The 18,499-nt window shown below is 71.9% G+C and carries 13 protein-coding genes and 1 pseudogene; 8 read left to right on the forward strand and 6 right to left on the reverse strand.

Annotated features, from left to right (window positions below; translation table 11 throughout):
* Positions 1-74: 74 nt before the first annotated feature.
* Positions 75-800: a winged helix-turn-helix domain-containing protein gene (locus NQO67_RS17405; protein WP_255950919.1), complete on the reverse strand. Its 726-nt coding sequence runs from the start codon at positions 798-800 to the stop codon at positions 75-77.
* Between the two features lie 574 nt (positions 801-1,374).
* Here NQO67_RS17405 and NQO67_RS17410 point away from each other — a divergent pair.
* From NQO67_RS17410 to NQO67_RS17435, 6 genes are all read left to right on the forward strand, one after another.
* Complete coding sequence (locus NQO67_RS17410) at positions 1,375-1,665, forward strand: hypothetical protein (RefSeq protein ID WP_255950920.1); 291 nt, start codon at positions 1,375-1,377, stop codon at positions 1,663-1,665.
* Between the two features lie 483 nt (positions 1,666-2,148).
* Positions 2,149-3,276 (forward strand): ParB/Srx family N-terminal domain-containing protein, encoded by a 1,128-nt coding sequence (locus tag NQO67_RS17415; RefSeq protein ID WP_374119015.1) that lies wholly within the window; start codon positions 2,149-2,151, stop codon positions 3,274-3,276.
* A 239-nt stretch (positions 3,277-3,515) separates the two neighbouring features.
* Positions 3,516-4,376, forward strand: coding sequence for a class I SAM-dependent methyltransferase (locus NQO67_RS17420; RefSeq protein ID WP_255950921.1), 861 nt, complete (start codon positions 3,516-3,518; stop codon positions 4,374-4,376).
* A 241-nt stretch (positions 4,377-4,617) separates the two neighbouring features.
* Positions 4,618-5,118, forward strand: coding sequence for a potassium channel family protein (locus NQO67_RS17425; RefSeq protein WP_255950922.1), 501 nt, complete (start codon positions 4,618-4,620; stop codon positions 5,116-5,118).
* A gap of 181 nt (positions 5,119-5,299) precedes the next feature.
* Positions 5,300-6,325 carry a LuxR C-terminal-related transcriptional regulator gene (locus NQO67_RS17430; RefSeq protein ID WP_255950923.1) on the forward strand — a complete coding sequence of 342 codons (1,026 nt, stop codon included), beginning with the start codon at positions 5,300-5,302 and terminating at the stop codon, positions 6,323-6,325.
* A 144-nt stretch (positions 6,326-6,469) separates the two neighbouring features.
* Positions 6,470-10,315: a S8 family serine peptidase gene (locus NQO67_RS17435; protein WP_255950924.1), complete on the forward strand. Its 3,846-nt coding sequence runs from the start codon at positions 6,470-6,472 to the stop codon at positions 10,313-10,315.
* Positions 10,316-10,596: 281 nt separating this feature from the next.
* Here the strand turns inward: NQO67_RS17435 and glnA are convergent, their stop codons facing one another.
* A complete protein-coding gene (gene glnA, locus NQO67_RS17440; RefSeq protein ID WP_255950925.1) occupies positions 10,597-12,006 on the reverse strand; it encodes a type I glutamate--ammonia ligase in 1,410 nt (469 codons plus the stop codon).
* 255 nt (positions 12,007-12,261) lie between these two features.
* Here glnA and NQO67_RS17445 point away from each other — a divergent pair, with 255 nt between their 5' ends.
* Complete coding sequence (locus tag NQO67_RS17445) at positions 12,262-12,729, forward strand: RDD family protein (RefSeq protein WP_255950926.1); 468 nt, start codon at positions 12,262-12,264, stop codon at positions 12,727-12,729.
* Between the two features lie 205 nt (positions 12,730-12,934).
* Here NQO67_RS17445 and NQO67_RS17450 read toward each other — a convergent pair whose 3' ends face one another.
* The 4 genes and pseudogenes from NQO67_RS17450 to lipB form a co-directional block, all read right to left on the reverse strand.
* Positions 12,935-13,630 (reverse strand): DUF4191 domain-containing protein, encoded by a 696-nt coding sequence (locus tag NQO67_RS17450; protein WP_255950927.1) that lies wholly within the window; start codon positions 13,628-13,630, stop codon positions 12,935-12,937.
* Positions 13,631-13,860: 230 nt separating this feature from the next.
* Positions 13,861-14,034 (reverse strand): annotated as a pseudogene (locus NQO67_RS44785) (SCO2195 family GlnR-regulated protein); the annotation flags it as partial.
* A 317-nt stretch (positions 14,035-14,351) separates the two neighbouring features.
* On the reverse strand, positions 14,352-15,287 hold the full coding sequence (gene lipA / locus NQO67_RS17460; RefSeq protein ID WP_255951026.1) for a lipoyl synthase: 936 nt from the start codon (positions 15,285-15,287) through the stop codon (positions 14,352-14,354).
* A 249-nt stretch (positions 15,288-15,536) separates the two neighbouring features.
* A complete protein-coding gene (lipB, locus tag NQO67_RS17465; protein WP_255950928.1) occupies positions 15,537-16,373 on the reverse strand; it encodes a lipoyl(octanoyl) transferase LipB in 837 nt (278 codons plus the stop codon).
* 431 nt (positions 16,374-16,804) lie between these two features.
* Between lipB and NQO67_RS17470 the strand changes: the two genes are divergently transcribed.
* Positions 16,805-18,400, forward strand: a complete 1,596-nt coding sequence (locus NQO67_RS17470; RefSeq protein ID WP_255950929.1) for an NsdA family TPR-like regulatory protein — start codon at positions 16,805-16,807, stop codon at positions 18,398-18,400.
* Positions 18,401-18,499: the final 99 nt, after the last annotated feature.

An 18,499-nucleotide genomic window follows, 5' to 3' on the forward strand; every position in this document is an offset into this window, starting at 1 on the left:
GTGCCGGGGGTGTACCTGGCACCACCTGTCGCCTGTCCCGCGCCGGGTCCGGCAGCGCCGCGGGCCCGGCGGGCTCAGTGGGCCGCCGGCGGCGTGTACTTGTAGCCCACCCGGCGCACCGTCTGGATCACGCGCCGGTGCTCGGCGCCGAGCTTGCGCCGCAGGCGGGCGATGTGGACGTCGACCGTGCGCCCGTCGCCCACGTGCCCGTAGCCCCACACGGTGGTGACCAGGTGGTCGCGGGTGTGCACCCGGTGCGGATGGGCGACCAGGTGCGCCAGCAGTTCGAACTCCAGGTACGTCAGGTCCAGATGCCGCCCGTCGACCTCGGCGGTGCGGCGGACCGCGTCGATCCGTATGAGGGCGTCCCGGTCGCCCGGGACGCCGCCGGCAGCGCCCGCCGCGGCTTCCGCAACGCTCCCGCCCGGCGCGCCGTGGACCGGCACCCCGTGGACCGGCACGGCGGACGGCAGGCCGGCGAGTCCCGGAAGCTGGTCGACGGGGACGAGGACCAGGTAGCCGACCATCGGGGGGTGCCCCGGCAGGGTGGGCAGGGCGTGCGGCGGGGCGGGCAGCCAGGTGGCGCCGGGCGGGAGGAAGTCGGTGATGTCCTGGCCCAGGCTCTCCACCGCTCCCCCAGAGTTTTGAAGGGCCTGGGAGGTGCCCCCAGAGCGGGGGAGACCCCAATCCGGGTCCCGGTCGACGGCGCGTAGCCGGTGCCGGGCGGACCCGGAAGCGGCGGCTGCGGCGGGGGAGGGTGCGGCTTCGGCGACGGTGGTGAAGGAACGGGGGTGTGCCATGGGGAGTCAGCTCTTTCGCGCGAGAGGTTGTCGAAGGACATACGTCGTGCGCGCTGGTCGAACGCCGGGAAGACGAACGGCTTTCAGAGGGCCAGCGCGATCCACGCGCGGCAACACACCCGGTCGAAGTCGTGATTCTGACGGGACGGCCAGAAAGGCTCGAGGTCGTGATGACCCGTCGCGGTGTCCTGGAAGCCTGCCATGGAGCCATTGAACCAGACGGCGGCCCGATGGCCGAGGGTTCCGTGCGCCAGGTCTCACCCAGCGATACGACGTCCCTTCGACGGTTCCCGCCGCGCGATGCGCAGGCCCCGACGTGGCACCCGTCCGGCACCCGTCCGGCCACCTCGTCAGGATGCTCCTGGCCGTCTCTTCGGGGGATCCCCGGCCGCCTCCGTTCCCCCCTCGCACCACCCCGCCCCCGGGCCCCCTCCGCCCACCCCCGTCCCACCCTCCACGACGCCCTCAACTGCCCTGCTGGCCAGCGGCTTTTGTCAGTGGGGCGCAGTAGAATTGAAGCAGTGTTCGAGGGGTTCCGATCGGACGGAGAAGGACCCCTGACCGCGACAGGAGGATGGCTGTGCCCGCTGCCGCACTCACCTCGAAGCCCGTGCTCTTCGACCTGCCGTACACCCCGATGAAGAAGAAGCCGCTGCCCGCCGGACGCCCCCGGCAGTGGTACATCTCGCACAATCGACGCCTCAAGGCGATGCGTCTGGCCATCGCCCTGCTCGACTCGGGCGTCTACCTGCCGAGCCAAGCTCCCGATCACCGCATCAGGACCACCGCCGCCCGCGTCGGCATCCACCCGCCGTCGGACACGACCTGCCACATGGTCCGCGCTCTGCTGCGGTACAGCCGCTAAGTTCGCGCGGCGCCCCTGAAAGGGGCGCGGGATCGGTCGCGGTGCCCCCAGGGGCGCCCCGACCTCCCGCGCCCCTTGACGCCGTACGAGGCGTCCGCCGAGCACCACTCATCCGCGGCCCTGCCGCACATCGCCGGCCAAGACGCGGAATTCACCGAGGCGTTGCCGATCTGACGCCCGTCGGCCACCACCAAGAGGCGCCTGCTCGGGTACACCTGTGTGACACCGTCCCACCCGGTCCGTCACCGCCCCAAGCCCGCTGCGAAACGCGACTCCAGCACGCCCGACAACCCCTGACAACCCCTGACAACCGCTGCACCCGAACAGCTCCAGCCCCCAAGAGCCCCACCACACGCAAGAGTCACCATCAGAAACGGCCTCCCGGGGAGCGCTCGCCCACCGTCGCGCTCCCCGGGAGGCCGTTCGCCGCGGTCGCCGCACGCGGGCGGTGCCGCCGTTCCCACCGCATCCAGGGAGACCCGAATGACCCGATCGGCCCGTACGTCCGACCCCGCCCGTACGACCGACCCGATCGCGATCGCCGTGCCGGCGGGTCGCCCGCGTCGTGCGCGGCGCGCTGCCGGCGTCCTCGCGGCGGGTGCGCTGGTGCTCGGCAGCGTCCTCGCGGGCGGCGGTGCCGCGGTCGCCGCACCGGTCCGTGCCTCGGGCGCCGCGGGCTGCGCCGCCGCCACCGGGGCGCGGTCGTGCGCACAGGCCGGCGACCTCATCGACGTCACCCTCGGCGAACTGCACCCCACCCAGGCCACCCTGGGCTTCGACCAGATCTACTACAAGCTCGACCGCTACGGCAGCGCCAAGGACGAGCAGAACGGCGACGTGAACAAGCGCTTCGACGACTACTGCGAGACCAACGGCCAGGACCAGGCCGACGAGGTGCCCGCCGACGCCACCCTGTCCGACCCCGCCAGCTTCACCTGCAAGGTCGACGTCGGCGACGAGACCGACGACACGCTCGCCCAGATGAAGACGGTCGTCATCGGCCCCGGCGGGGCGCTGTACCTCACCGACGGACACCACTCGCTGACGTCGTTCCTCGAGACCCCCGACGGCGGCCCGAACCTGCGCATCCGGCTGAAGGTCGAGGCGAACTGGAGCGGACTGTCCCAGGCCGACTTCTGGCAGTCCATGACGGACCACGACTGGGTCTGGCTGCGCGACGCGCACGACGACCCGATCACCCCCGACCAGCTCCCGCAGCACCTCGGCCTGTCCGGCTTCCAGGACGACCCCTACCGCAGCCTCGTCTACTTCACCCGCGACATCGGCTACACCGCGCCGGACGGCGCCGCCGAGTTCCTGGAGTTCATGTGGGGCAGCTGGCTGCGTGACCGCGTGGACCTGGCTGCCTACGACCTCACCCACCTCGACTCCTACCTGGCCGCGGTGCGCGACGCCGCCGAGCAGATGACCGACGTCGACCAGGACACCGTCATCGCCGACGGCCGCACCGCCGACGACCTCGGCGTGCTCGGCAAGTGGAACGACGGCGAGGACGCCGACGACGGCGAGTTCGGCAAGCTGAGCCGCCCGCTCTCCGACGACGAGCCCGGCAAGCTGGCGTACGCACTGGACTTCCGCAGCCGGTCCTGAGCGCCGGGCCGCGTGCCCGGCGGTGCCGGCGGGCCGTGACGGTGTTGAATGTCGATGTGCAGGTTGCCGCTGCACGCCGGCAGTGACCGCAGTGACGGCAGTGACGGCAGTGGCCGCAGCGAAGGCACAGGACGTCGGCACGCACGCCGGCGTTGCACATCGGCAGACACGACCAGCCGGCCACCGGGCCGGCGACGCACGGCTTGGGGGCGCTTCGCCATGATCACCGGGACGATGTCATGAGCGGGGCACCGGACCAGGACGACGGCCGGGACCGGCCGGAGGTCGAACTCAGCGGGGTGCAGGAGACCCTGCTGTGGAACCTCTACCAGCGGGCGTGCGAGGCCCGTGAGCCGGGGACGGTGCTGGAGGACCCCAGGGCCGTCGAGCTCGTCGACCGTCTCGACTATCCCTTCGAGAAGAAGTTCGGCCCGTCCGTGCCCTTCCTCGCCCAGGGGCAGGCACTACGGGTGCGCAGCTTCGACGCGGCGGTGCGGGCCTTCCTCGCCGAGCACCCGGACGGCACCGTGGTCGCCCTCGCCGAGGGCTTGGAGACCCAGTTCTGGCGGGTGGACAACGGCCGGGTGCACTGGGTGTGCGTCGAGCTGCCGGAGACCGCCGAACTACGCGGCAGGCTGCTCCCGGACGGCGCCCGGCAGTCCACCCTCGTGCAGTCCGCGCTCGACCTGTCCTGGGCGGACGCCGTCGATCCCGCACGGGGTGTGCTGATCACCGCGCAGGGCCTGCTCATGTACTTCCAGCCCGCCGAGGTACGCGAGCTGATCGCCGGGTGTGCCGAGCGGTTCCCCGGCGCGGCACTGGTCTTCGACGCGGTGCCCAAGTGGTTCAGCGCCCGCACCCTGCGCGGCGAGATGCGCACCGCGCAGGGCTACTCCGCGCCGCCCATGCCCTGGGGCCTGGACGCGGGGGAGCTGCGCACCGTCCGCTCGTACCACCCGCGGATCACCGACGTGCGGGAACTGCGCGTGCCGCGCGGCCGGGGCTTCTACCACGGCGCGCTGTCCCCCCTTCTGCAACGGCTCCCGGGCCTGCGCAACATGCGCCCCACGATGACGGCCGTCGCACGCTTCGGATCCTGACGGGCTCTTCTTTTCCGCACCCTCCGCACCCTCCGCCCCCCTCGGCGCGCGGGCGCGTCCGCGCGCTCCCGTATCCGCCGGCACACGCCGGGCGGCCCGTGTGTCCTAGGCGCCCGCTGAACCGTCCGGGATACTTTCCGGATGGCTGCGACGCAGCCCTCAAAACCAGCCCTGAGAATCCCATCCGCCTGAGCAACCCGAGCCAACAGATCAGAGCACTGTCCCCCGGTCGAGGTGCGCCATGCCGCCGTACTCGTTCCTGTTCGTACTGCAACGGCTGATGAGGAGCGCCTGGGGTGGCAGCCGTCATCTGACGGCCGCGGTGTGGGCCGGCGCGGGCACGGTGGTGTGTCTTCTGGTGGGGGCCGCGCTGATCGTGCCCGCCGAGCGGGGCGCGCCGAAGGCGACCATCACCACCTACCCGCGCGCCGTGTGGTGGTCGATCGAGACGGCCACCACCGTCGGATACGGCGACTTCTTCCCCGTCACCGCATGGGGACGCGTCATCGCGTCCGTGCTGATGCTGGTCGGCATCGCCGCGTTCAGCATCGTCACCGCGGCCATCGCCACCTGGTTCGCCGGCGCCGCCGCGCGGGACATGCGCCGACTGGCCGTGGAGGCCGGCCGGATGGAGCACCGGGCGAAGACGGACGCGGCCGGCGACCTGCACGCCCTGCACGACCGGTTCGACCGCGTGGAACGACTCCTCAGCGAGTCCCGGGGGTCGTCCGGGGGACCGTAGGACCGTAGCGGCATCCACCGCCCCACGGGCCGGCAACATCCCCATCCCCATCGGCACCCGCCACCCGGCACCGGCATCCGGCACGCACCACCGAGTAGGCTCAAGGTTCCCCTCTCCCTTCCCTCTCGCCGAAGCGGCCCTGTCCAGGGCCCCGACCACCACTGGGAGTCCCTTGCTGGAAATGCTCGGGATACCACCGGAGCAGGAGCGGCTCTACGTTGCGCTGATCGCCCGCCCCGGTGCCTCGCTCGCGGAACTCGCCGATTTCGCGGACGTTGCCCTGGCCACCGCCGCGGCACAGCTCGACGAACTGGTGGCGCACGGCCTCGCGCTGGCCGACGGCGTCCAGCCGGGCGGGGCCCTTGAGGACGGCGACACCACCCGGACGTTCCGCGCGAGTTCGCCGTCCGTGGCGCTGCTGCCGCTGCTGGTGCGCCGGCGCGCCATGCTCGACCGGACCGAGGCTGCCGTCATGGCCCTCGTCGACCACTACCGCAGCCTCTCCTCGCCCGCGGCGGGGAGCGTCGTGGAAGTGGTCCACGGCGTCGTCGGCACCCGGCACCGCTTCACCCAGCTGCTGGGCGGAGCACGCCGCGAGGTCCTGCTGTTCGCCTCCGAGGCGGTGGTCGCCGTCGACCGGGAGTCCGCCGATCCGATGGTCGAGGACGTGCTGCGGCGCGGCGCCGAGCTACGCACGGTGATCTCCCGTCAGCATCTGCAAGGGCAGGGCATGATGGCGGCCGCGCTGGAGTCCGTGCAGGCCGGCGTGCAGGTGCGGGTCGCCGAGGAGATCCCGCTGCGCATGCTCGTGTGCGACCGGTCCAACGCCCTGCTCCCGCTCTCGCTCGCGGGCGACGGCGAGGCGGACTCCCTGGTCATCCACGGCACCGCACTCGTCCAGGCGCTCGCCCTGCTGTTCGAGCAGTACTGGCGGCGAGCCCACCCCGTGTTCCTGGACGACGGGACGTTCGCCGGCCAGCCGGTCCCCTCAGGTCCGACCGCAGAGGACCGGCTGATCCTCTCGCTGCTCTCCCTCGGACTGTCGGACCGCAAGATCGCGGCCCAGCTCACCCTGTCGCTGCGGACCGTGGAGCGCCGCATCCGGGCCCTGATGGACCGGGCCGACGCCCAGTCCAGATTCCAACTGGGCTGCCATGCGGCGCGGCACGGCTGGCTGCCCGAGACCGACGGCATGGCGGCAGGGTGACGGCACCCGTCCGGTGACGGCCCTCGCTTCGGTGACGGGTTTCCGTCAAGACGGGAGGCCGCCGCGTCCGGACGCGCCGGACCGGATGAACGATCGCCAAGAATGCCCACAGCCGCCGTTCGCACGAATTTCCGGAGGGCATTCTTGGCATCACGATTCGCACGTCGAAGGGGGCTGCGGGCCCTCGGCGCGGCCCTGCTGGCCCTGGCGGTGACCCCGCAGGTCGCCGACGCCGCCGGGCAGTCCACCGGTCACCCGGCCACCGTGCGCCCCGCGTCCGCCACCACGGGCACCCAGGCCGTCACCCTGATCACGGGCGACAGGGTCACGGTCAGGACGCTCGCGGACGGGCGCAGCACCGCCACCGTCAAGCGACCCGCGCACCTCACCGGCAGCGTGCAGACGCAGGAGATCGGCAAGGACCTGTACGTCTACCCCTCCGAGGCACTGCCCTATCTCGCCGCAGGCGTGCTCGACCAGCGGCTGTTCGACGTCACCCGGCTGATAGCCGACGGCGACGACGACGCCCACGCGGCCGGGCTGCCGCTGATCGTCCAGTACGGCGGCGACGGTGCCGTGCCGAAGTCGGCCGACCACCCGGCCGGTCTCGCCACCCGCCGGAGCCTCAGCTCGATCCACGGCGAGGCCGCCACCGCCACCCGCGCCAAGGCGGCCCGGCTGTGGCGGGACCTCACCCCGGCCGGCTCGCTCGACCGTGCCGAGGCCCGTTCCGCGGCGTTGCACGCGCAGCAGCCGCAATCCCGGAAGCAGGCCGCTTCCGCCACGCCCGTCTTCGGCGGCGGTGTCGCCCACATCTGGCTGGACGGCAAGGTCAAGGCCACCCTCGCGGACAGCACCGCGCAGATCGGCGCCCCGGACGTGTGGAACTCCGGTGTCGACGGCAAGGGCGTGGACGTCGCGGTCCTGGACACCGGCATCGACGCCGACCATCCGGACCTCGCCGGGCAGATCGCCGACGCGCAGAGCTTCGTGCCCGGCGAGGACACCGTCGACCACCACGGACACGGCACCCACACCGCCTCCACCGTCGCCGGCACCGGGGCGGCCTCCGACGGCAAGGAGAAGGGCGTCGCCCCGGGCGCGCACCTGCTCGTCGGCAAGGTCCTCAACGACGAGGGCAACGGGGACGATTCCTGGATCATCGCCGGTATGCAGTGGGCCGCCGAGACCAAGCACGCCAAGGTCATCAGCATGAGCCTGGGCTCCCAGGACGCCAGCGACGGCACCGACCCGATGAGCCAGGCACTCAACGCCCTGAGCGCGTCCACCGGAGCACTGTTCGTCGTCGCCGCGGGCAACGCCGGTGGCCCCCTGATCGGCTCACCGGGCGCGGCCACCTCCGCGCTGACCGTGGGCGCGGTCGACTCGGGCGACGGCCTCGCCGACTTCTCCAGCTGGGGTCCGCGGTCCGGCGACGGCGGGCTCAAGCCGGAGCTGACGGCTCCCGGTGTGGACATCCTGGCCGCCCGCTCCCGGTACGCGGAGGGCTCAGGACCGTACGCGACGATGAGCGGCACCTCGATGGCGACCCCGCACGTCGCCGGCGCCGCCGCGCTCGTCGCCCAGCAGCACCCGGACCTGACCGGCCAGCAGATCAAGGACGCCCTGGTCAGCACCGCCCACGCGACCCCGGACATCCCGCTGTCCCGGGGCGGCGCCGGACGCCTGGACACCAGGGCCGCGGTGCTCGGCGACATCCACGCCTCGGCCACCGCCTGGTCCGGTCTCTATCCCTGGCCGCACACCGCTGACCAGCCGTCGACGCAGACCATCACCTACACCAACACCGGTGCCGACGACACCACGCTGGACCTGGCCGCCAGGGCCACCACGACCGACGGCACCCCCGTGGACGGGAGGATCTTCACCCTCTCCGCGCCCACCGTCACCGTCCCGGCCCACGGCACCGCCTCGGTGACCGTCACCGGCGACCCGGACGCGGCGCCGTACGGCGTCACCGACGGTCTGGTCGAGGCGACCGGGGCGGACGGATCAGCGGTCGCCGGCACCCTGATCGGCATCGACCGCGAGGAGGAGCGCTACGACCTCACGCTCAGGGCCACCGACCGTGCCGGTGCCCCGGTCGCGGGGATCGCGGCGCTCTACCGGACCGGAGACACGCAGCCCTCGCAGGTCCAGATCCCGGACGGCGGCCGGCTCACCCTGCGGCTGCCCAAGGGCGAGTACTCCGTGGTCATGTATGCGGACCTGCCCGGCGCCGGCGGTCCCGACGACCTCGGACTCGGCGTGCTCTCCGCGCCGCAGATCGACCTTGCGGGCGACCGCACGGTGGACCTCGACGCCCGCCGGGCACACCGTGTCCTGGGAGTGACACCGCAGCGCACCGACGACGCGATGACACGGATCGAGTGGAACCGGGTCGCCGACGGCCACAGCTTCGACGAGAACGTCCTGCTCCCGATCGCCTACACCAGCGTGTGGGCGCAGCGCACCGCCAAGGTGACCAGCGGCAGCTTCAACTTCGTCGCCCGCTGGCGCAAGATCCACCCCGTGCTCACGGCGACGGCCACCACGAAGCCGTTCACCGGGGAGGACTCCCTGGAACTGACGCCGCAGGTGGGCGCGACGAGGCTGCCGGCGGGAACCAGCCACCTCGGCGTCGTCTACGCCGGAAAGGGCACCGAGGCCGACTACGCAGGGCTGGACGCCAAGGGCAAGGCCGTGGTCGTCACGTACGACCGCACGGCCTCCGTCGACGACCAGCCCGCGGCCGATGCCGCCCAGGCCGAGGCCGCCGTCGCGGCGGGCGCCAGGCTGCTGCTGGTCGTGGGCGACAGCGCCGGCCGGCTGAGCAACTGGTTCGGCTCCACCGACCTGGTGACCGACACGCCGATCGAGGTCGCGAGCCTACGGGCGACGGCGGGAGCCGTGCTGATCAAGGCGGCCGAGCACCCCGGCCTCCAGCTGAAGCTCACCTCGACGCCTGCCTCGCCGTACGTCTACGACCTGGTGGACCGGCACGACGGGGCCATCCCCGCGACCGGACTGACCTACCGCCCCGAGCAGCGTGACCTGGCCAGGTTCGACTCCCGCTTCGCAGGCCGGACCGACGCGCCCGGTTACAACGGCCGATACGACATGGAGGACTTCGACAGGTACGGCGCGGGCTTCGACACGATCCAGCAGCTCGGGACCGCCCGCACCGACTGGGTGACCCCCGGCAGGGGGAAGTTCACCTGGTACGAGCAGTCCGGCATCGTGGACGTGGTCGAGGAGCGCGCGCCCCTCGCCGACCCGGAGCCGGGCTCCCGCACCGCCGACCAGTGGCTCTCGCCGGTGATCCACCCACGGCTGGGCGACAGCGTGCTGCCCAACCGGCAGGGCGACTACTTCACCGTCAACGTCCCCGCCTGGGGGGACGGCAACGCGCGCCACACCGGCTACGACTTCGGCGACTGGCTGGAGACCCCGGACCAGCTGCACCAGACGGTGGCCCTCTACCAGGGGGACACCCTGATCGCGTCCACCGACCACCAGCAGTTGAACACCTTCGACCCGGCCAACCCTGCCGCCCTGCCGTACCGGCTGGTCACCCGGACCAGCCAGCACACGGTGTTCCCGACCTCGACGCAGACCAGCACCGAGTGGGGCTTCACCTCCGGCTCGGCCGGCTCCGGCACCGCGGACCTCCCCCTGATCCAGCTCGACTACGGCGTGGCCACCGACCTGACCGGTGCCGCCGCACGGCGCACCACGCTCACCCTGAACGCCTCGCACATGCCCGGCGTCACCGGTGCGGGGACGGTCGACGGGGCGACGCTGGCGGTGTCGTACGACGACGGCTCGCACTGGACCGGTGCCACCCTGCACCGAACGGCAGACGGCGCCTGGACCGCGCAGGTCCGGGCCCCGAAGTCGGCCCACCACGTGTCGCTGCGCGCCACCGCGAAGGACAGCGCCGGCAACACGGTCGACCAGACCGTACTGCGCGCCTACGGCGTGCGGTAGCGCCGGCGTGTGGCGAGTGAAACAGCCCTGAACACACGGGAGCCGCGTCCCACCTGGCCACGGCTCCCGTGCCATGGTCCGCACCGGCATCCCGAGCGGATCACTCGTCGACATCCCGACGGCAGGTGGACGCCGGAGCTGCTGATGGGTGCGTTGACCAACCCCTTCAGCGCCATCGAGATCCACCCCCCGCTCGCCTTCCGCACGAGCCGCTGCCCCACGGCGAAGGCTGCCTCCCCCGGGCGGGGGCGACAGCCTTCACATGGATTGGATCAAACGGCTCACACGTCGAAGTACAGCTCGAACTCGTGCGGGTGCGGACGCAGCTGGAGCGGGGCGATCTCGTTGGCGCGCTTGTAGTCGATCCAGGTCTCGATCAGGTCCGACGTGAAGACGCCGCCCTGGAGCAGGAACTCGTGGTCGGCCTCGAGGGAGTTGAGGACGGCCGGGAGCGAGGTCGGGACCTGCGGGACGTTCGCGTGCTCCTCGGGGGCCAGCTCGTAGAGGTCCTTGTCGATGGGCTCGGCCGGCTCGATCTTGTTCTTGACGCCGTCCAGGCCGGCCAGCAGCAGGGCCGAGAACGCCAGGTACGGGTTGCCGGAGGAGTCCGGGGCGCGGAACTCGACGCGCTTGGCCTTCGGGTTCGAACCCGTGATCGGGATACGCATCGCTGCGGAGCGGTTGCGCTGCGAGTAGACCAGGTTGACCGGGGCCTCGAAGCCCGGGACCAGCCGGTGGTAGGAGTTCACCGTCGGGTTGGTGAAGGCCAGCAGCGACGGGGCGTGCTTGAGGATGCCGCCGATGTAGTAGCGGGCGGTGTCCGACAGGCCCGCGTAGCCCTGCTCGTCGTAGAAGAGCGGGGCGCCGCCCTGCCACAGCGACTGGTGGACGTGCATGCCCGAGCCGTTGTCACCGAAGATCGGCTTCGGCATGAAGGTGGCGGTCTTGCCACGGCGCCAGGCGACGTTCTTCACGATGTACTTGAAGAGCTGGAGGTCGTCGGCGGCGGCGAGCAGCGTGTTGAACTTGTAGTTGATCTCGGCCTGGCCGGCGGTGCCGACCTCGTGGTGCTGGCGCTCGACCTGGAGGCCGGCCTTGTTCAGCTCCAGGGAGATCTCGGCGCGCAGGTCGGCGAAGTGGTCGACCGGCGGGACCGGGAAGTAGCCGCCCTTGTAGCGGACCTTGTACCCGCGGTTGTCCTCCAGGGCGCCGGTGTTCCAGGCGCCTGCCTCGGAGTCGATGTGGTAGAAGGACTCGTTCGCACTGGTGGCGAAGCGGACGCTGTCGAAGACGTAGAACTCGGCCTCGGGACCGAAGTAGGCCGTGTCGGCGATTCCGGTGGAGGCGAGGTAGGTCTCGGCCTTCTTGGCCACGTTCCGCGGGTCACGGCTGTACTGCTCGCCGGTGATCGGGTCGTGGATGAAGAAGTTGATGTTCAGCGTCTTGTCGGCACGGAAGGGGTCGACCCGGGCGGTCGACAGGTCCGCGCGCAGCGCCATGTCGGACTCGTGAATGGCCTGGAAACCGCGGATCGACGAGCCGTCGAACGCGAGTTCCCCCGCCGGGTCGAACGCCTCAGCCGGCACCGTGAAGTGCTGCATCACACCCGGCAGATCGCAGAAGCGGATGTCGACGAACTTGACCTCCTCATCCGCGATGAACTTGTTGGCCTCGTCGGCGTTCTGGAACATCCAGCTCCTCCTATCCCGGCCCGACACCCGGGTCGGGGGCTTGTGGCTTCGTCCGTGCTGCCAGTGCGGTGACGCACGCCCTCGTGCTGCCAGTGCGGATGGCACCCGTTGGGACCCGACCATAAGGACAGGGCATTTCTCAAGCGTGACCCATTTGTTTCGTCGAAGTTAACCGACCTGGGGGCGCTCCCGCGTTTCCGGCGTCGCCCGGGCCCTGGGGTCCAAGGGTAGTCACGGCCGCAGTACCGTGGACGGGTGGACAATAGGCAAGCAATGGGATCGTGGCTCTCGGGACCACGTTCGGCCGCCGAGGACATGGGCGTCGAGTTCGGTTACCGGGGGAAGCGGCTGGGGCTGCCGGAGGATGGCCCGGGCTCCATCGCACCGTTCGGACGCCGCTTCGGTGCGCTCGTGGTCGACTGGGTGGTGTGCATGGTGATCGCATACGGCCTGTTCGCGCACGGTGACCGCCAGGCGGTGGGGAACTGGACGCTCGGCATCTTCTTCGTCCTGAGCCTGCTCACCGTGGGCACGGTCGGCAGCACGCCCGGGAAGCGGATCTTCAGGCTACGGGTTCTCGGCGAGAACGGCACCCGTCTCGGCTTCGCCCGGGTGGTCCTGCGCAGCGTGCTCCTGTGCCTCGCCGTGCCCGCCCTCATCTGGGACCGCGACTCCCGCGGCCTGCACGACAAGCTCTCCCGGGCGGTCGAGGTTCGTTCCTGAGGCCGTCGAGGTTCGTTCCCGAGGCCGTTGCGGTGGGCCCGGCGGGGGCCAATCGAAGTCCCCTCGCGGGCCGGGGGAGCGGCCGGCGGCCAAGCAAGAGAAGGCGCGCCAAGAGAAGGGGCGCCCGGAACCATGCAGGTTCCCGGCGCCCATCAGTCGGTCACGAAAGGCCGGCACGCTCGTCTTCGGCGCCGCCGGCGTCACCTCACCGCAGCCGCCCTCCGCGCGGCATCCGCATCCCCTTGGGCATCGGCCCCTTCGGCAGCGGCATGTTGCTCATCAGGTCCCCGAGCGCCCGCAGCCGGTCGTTGGTCGCGGTGACCTGCGGGCCGGTGAGGGTACGCGGGTACTTCAGCAGGGTGGTGCGCAGCTTCTTCAGCGGGACCTGACCGTCGCCGTCGCCCACGATGACGTCGTGCACCGGGACATCGGCCACGATGCGGTTCATCTTCTTCTTCTCGGCCGCCAGCAGGGACTTCACCCGGTTCGGGTTGCCCTCGGCGACCAGTACGATGCCTGCCTTGCCGACGGTGCGGTGCACCACGTCCTGACTGCGGTTCATCGCCACTGCGGGCGTGGTGCTCCAGCCGCGCATGTTGTCGAGCACCGCTGCCGCCGCTCCGGGCTGGCCCTCCATCTGCCCGAACGCGGCGCGCTCGGCACGGCGGCCGAACACCCACGCGGTCGCGAGCAGACCGAAGAGGAAACCGGCGATACCGAGGTACACCGGGTGACCGATCAGGAAACCGACCGCGAGGAAGACGCCGAAGGTGACGATTCCGACGGCCGCCAGCACCAACCCGATCTTCGGATCGGCCTTGCTGGTCATTGAATACGTCAGGGCGATCTGCTTGAGCCGCCCGGGGTTCGCAGCTTCCGCTGCGGGTTCCTTCCTCGCCATGCTGTGAAGTCTACGTGGCACCCGGAGCCGCCACGACGGGCGGTACGGGAAAGCGCAACGGGCGAGGTGGCCGGGGTCGCGGGGCCGGACACCCGGCAGCGGACCGGACCCGGAGAAGGGCCGCCGGCCGGCTACGACGTACGGGCGGTGACCCCGGCGGCGCCGGTGGCCCGAGGGCCGGTCCCGCCGGCCGTACCGAGGCCGTCGAGCGCGTCGCCGGCGCCGAGCCGGTCGAGCATGCGCTGCACCTCGATCCGGTCCTCGGCGCGGCGGCGGTCCTCGAGTACGCAGGTCCAGGCGTTGCGGCGGGCGGTGCGCTGGCCGCCGTTCAACAGCAGCGCCTCGACAGCGCGCAGTGCGGCGGTGACGGACGGACGGGAGCTGCGGACGGGCGCTGCCTGCATGGCGAGGGTCCCCCTGGGAGCGCGAAGAGCGGTTTTTGCGGTGGACGAAACGGTGGCGCGTACCGGTGGCGGTACCGGAGGTACGCGGTGTACGTCCACCGTTACGGTTCGGTGTTACCAGGGCGTGACCGGCCGGTCAAACGGTCATGAAGGCCGGGCGGGCGAGGTGAAACCGCCGGTGACGCGCCACGCCGGGCCGCTACCTGCGGCGACCGGGCGAAGGCGCCGCGCCACCGCCCGTACCCGACGGTAATGGCTTGTGCGCAGTTTCACATTTACCGGGCCGCCGAACGGGCGAACCGCGTCCGTCCGGGACGTCAGACCGCCTGCGACGCCACGCGGTCCCCGCGGCGCTCCATCGCCATCTTGTACAACCGCCCCGCCCGGTACGAGGAGCGGACCAGCGGACCCGACATGACGCCGGAGAAGCCGATCGCCTCGGCCTCCTCCTTCAGCTCCACGAACTCGTGCGGCTTCACCCAGCGCTCCACCGGGTGGTGGCGCACGGACGGGCGCAGGTACTGGGTGATGGTGATCAGCTCGCACCCCGCCTCGTGCAGCTGCCGCAGCGCCTCGCTGACCTCGGCGCGCTCCTCGCCCATGCCGAGGATGAGGTTGGACTTGGTGACCAGGCCGGCGGCGCGGGCCTCGGTGATCACCTTCAGGGAGCGCTCGTAACGGAACCCGGGGCGGATCCGCTTGAAGATCCGCGGCACCGTCTCCACGTTGTGGGCGAGCACCTCGGGGCGGGCCGAGAAGACCTCGGCGAGCTGGTCCGGCTCGGCGTTGAAGTCGGGGATCAGCAGCTCGACCTTGGTGCGGCCGGCCTCGCGGTCGGCGGTCATCGCATGGATCCTGCGCACCGTCTCCGCGTACAGCCAGGCGCCGCCGTCCGCCAGGTCGTCGCGTGCGACGCCGGTGATGGTGGCGTAGTTCAGGTCCATGGTCCGGACGGACTCGCCGACGCGACGCGGCTCGTCGCGGTCCAGGGGCTGCGGCTTGCCGGTGTCGATCTGGCAGAAGTCGCAGCGCCGGGTGCACTGGTCGCCGCCGATGAGGAAGGTGGCCTCGCGGTCCTCCCAGCACTCGTAGATGTTCGGGCAGCCCGCTTCCTGGCAGACCGTGTGCAGGCCCTCGCTCTTCACGAGCTTCTGCATGGCCTGGTACTCGGGGCCCATTTTCGCCCTGGTCTTGATCCACTCGGGCTTGCGCTCGATGGGGGTCTGGCTGTTGCGGACCTCCAGGCGCAGCATTCGCCGGCCGTCAGGCGTGGGCGCTGACTGCCCTTCGGGTGCGGCTGCGGACACGGGGGCTCCCTGCTTCCTGGATCTCCAGCCGGGTTACGACTGGGTGGTGTCTTCCGGGGTTGTGTCTTCGATTCTTCGGCGCACCCCAGCGTACGCCCGTAAGGAGTACGGCTCCTCGCCCCACCCAACCTCCGGCCGGCCGGGTGCATTCCCCCGCCGCGGTGGGGGCCGGCGGGCCCGGGACGGGCCGGTGGATCAGGGTCGGCCGGCACCCGCCGGTGCGGACGCCGGGGCCGGCTGCGCCACGGGCCGGGGCTTCGGGTCGGCGTTCTCCAGCACGTCCCGCAGGTGTTCGACGACCACGGGCAGCACCTCCTCGACGGTGATGTCGCGGCCCAGCTCGTAGGCGAGGGACGTCACCCCCGCGTCCCGGATGCCGCACGGCACGATCCGGTCGAACCAGGTGTTGTCCGGGTTCACGTTCAGCGCGAACCCGTGCATGGTCACGCCCTTGGCGACCCGGATGCCGATCGCGGCGATCTTGCGGTCCTCGCGCCGCTGGCCGGCGTTGGACGGGGCGTACTCCGGGCCGTTCAGCCGGGGGTCGAACTCGTCGTCCGCCAGGCGCGGGTCGAAGTCGAGCGCCAGGCCACCGAAGGCGGACGCCTGCTCGCCCGGATCCTTGGCGTCGCCCAGCACCCACACACCGCTGCGGCCCTCCACCCGCGTGGTGGCCAGGCCGAAGTCGGCGCAGGTGCGGATCAGGGCCTCCTCCAGGCGGCGCACGTGCGCGACCACGTCGACCGGCCGCGGCAGCTTCATGATCGGATAGCCGACCAGCTGACCGGGCCCATGCCAGGTGATCTTGCCGCCGCGGTCCACGTCGATGACCGGGGTGCCGTCGAGCGGGCGCTCGGCGGGGGCCGTCCGGCGGCCGGCGGTGTAGACGGGCGGGTGTTCGAGCAGCAGGCAGGTGTCGGGAACCTCGTCGGCGAACCGGGCCGCGTGCACCCGGCGCTGCTCGTCCCAGGCCTGCTGGTACTCGACCGCGTCCGCCCCGAACCCGAGCCGGACGAACCGCATCTCACTCACGGCAAGTGCCTCCCTTGAACAGCGACCGTGCGGCGCCTGAACAGCGACCGTGCGGCGCCGCCGCAACCACCGAAACCGGCGCCGCATCCCCCGGCCCTCGGCGCGCCGGGTACCTCGCGCACGCGACTCATGGAGAAGCCGCCCCCGCGTGCGTGCCCGCGCGCCGTGCCGGTGTGCGCCGCTCTCGCGCCGCTCGTCGGTGACCCCCGCAGGTGCGGGGGCGCCCCTGCCACTCTACGGGGCCAGGTCGAGCGTCAGTCCTCGGACTAATCCTCACACGATCGGATGAATGCGGGGCGAAGCTGGCGATGAGGACAGCGTTGGCCGTTACATTCACGCCGACCACGAGATCACGTCGCTCCCCGCAGCTTCCTGCAGCCTCACAAAGAGCTGCTCACGACGGGTTCGGAAGGCAGGAGACCGCACAGCAGATGACGGAACGACCTCCGCAGCGCACCCCCAACCGCCAGCTTGCCGCCTTGATCGCGGAGGCAGGATTCTCCAACGCAGGTCTGGCGCGCCGAGTCGACCAGCTCGGCGTGGAGCACGGGCTCGACCTGCGGTACGACAAGACGTCGGTGACGCGCTGGCTGCGTGGGCAGCAGCCCAGAGGGACCACGCCGGCGCTGATCGCCGAGGTCTTCACCAGACGCCTCGGTCGACGGTTGAGCACCCAGGACCTGGGTCTCGACGCGTCGGCGCCCGTCTACGCCGGCCTGGAGTTCGCCGCGACGCCCGAGGAGGCCGTCGACATCGTCGGCGGGCTGTGGCGCAAGGACTCCGGCAGCCACGCCGAACTACGCAAGATCGCGTTCACCCCCGCCGGACTCGTCGTCCCCAGCCGTGACTGGCTGATCGGCCGGCCGGACGAGCGGGTGGCACGCGCCGACGAGCGCCCGGCGCCCAGCGGTCGGCTGGACGGGCGCACCGTCCCCGACCGCCCCGGCGCACCGGCCGGCCGCACCGCCGACCGGCCGGTCAGGGACGGCCGGCCCGGCGCCCGCATCCCCGAGCAGGGCCGCGGCGTGCCCGCCGGGACCCCCCGCGTGCCCACCGGCGTCCCGGAACCGGGCCGCCAGGCCCTGGTCGAGCAGCGCAGGCGCAGCATCGAGCGCGGTCCGGGACAGCGGGTGACCGGCGGAGACATCGCTGCGCTGCGCTCGGTCGGGGACCTCTTCCGCACCCTGGACCACGCCTACGGTGGCGGCCACGCCCGCCAGGCCCTGGTGCGCTACCTGGAACACGAATGTGAGCCGATGCTGCGCGGCGTGTACGGCGAGCAGACCGGCCGCAAGCTGTTCGCCGCCGCGGGCGAGCTGACCCGGCTGGCCGGCTGGACCTCCTACGACATCGCGGCACACGGCCTCGCACAGCGCTACTTCGTGCAGGCCCTGCGGCTCGCCCAGGCGGCCGGGGACCGCGCCTACGGGGCGTACGTCCTGGTCACGATGAGCCGCCAGGCGGTCTACCTCGGCCACGGCCGGGAGGCGGTGCAGCTCGCCCGGGTCGCCCAGCAGGGCGTCGGCTCCGCGGTGCCGTACACCGTGCAGGCCCTGCTGCACGCGGCAGAGGCGCGCGGGCACGGTGTGCTCGGCGAGGTGCGTGCCTGCACGGCCTCGCTGGCCCGGGCCGAGCGGGCGCTGGAGACGGCGCGCGCCGGTGAGGAGCCTCCGCAGTGGGTGCGCTTCTTCGACGAGGCACAGCTCGCCGACGAGTTCGGGCACTGCCACCGCGATCTCCAGCAGTACCGGGCCGCCGCCCAGCACGCCGAGCGTTCGCTGCAACTGCGGGCCCCCGGTTACGCCCGCAGCCGGCTCTTCTGCCGTGTGGTGCTCGCCACCGCCCGGCTCGGCCTGGGCGAGCTGGAACAGGCCTGCCAACTGGGCGCGGAGGCGGCCGAGCAGGCTGCTGACATGCGCTCGGTACGGGCCCATGAGTATCTGCGCGACTTCGAGCGCCGCCTCGAGCCCTACCGCGATGCCCCGCCGGTGCGCGGATACCGCGAGCGGGTCGCGGCCCTGGGCTGACGCCCGAGCCGTCGCGGCCACCCGCGCCGGTGCGTACGCCTTCGGGCGCCCTTGACACCAAGGGCGCCCGATCGGCGTTCACGGCTCATGCGCCGGCGG

It is taken from the genome of Streptomyces odontomachi, from assembly GCF_024435355.1.
Classification (GTDB): domain Bacteria; phylum Actinomycetota; class Actinomycetes; order Streptomycetales; family Streptomycetaceae; genus Streptomyces; species Streptomyces odontomachi.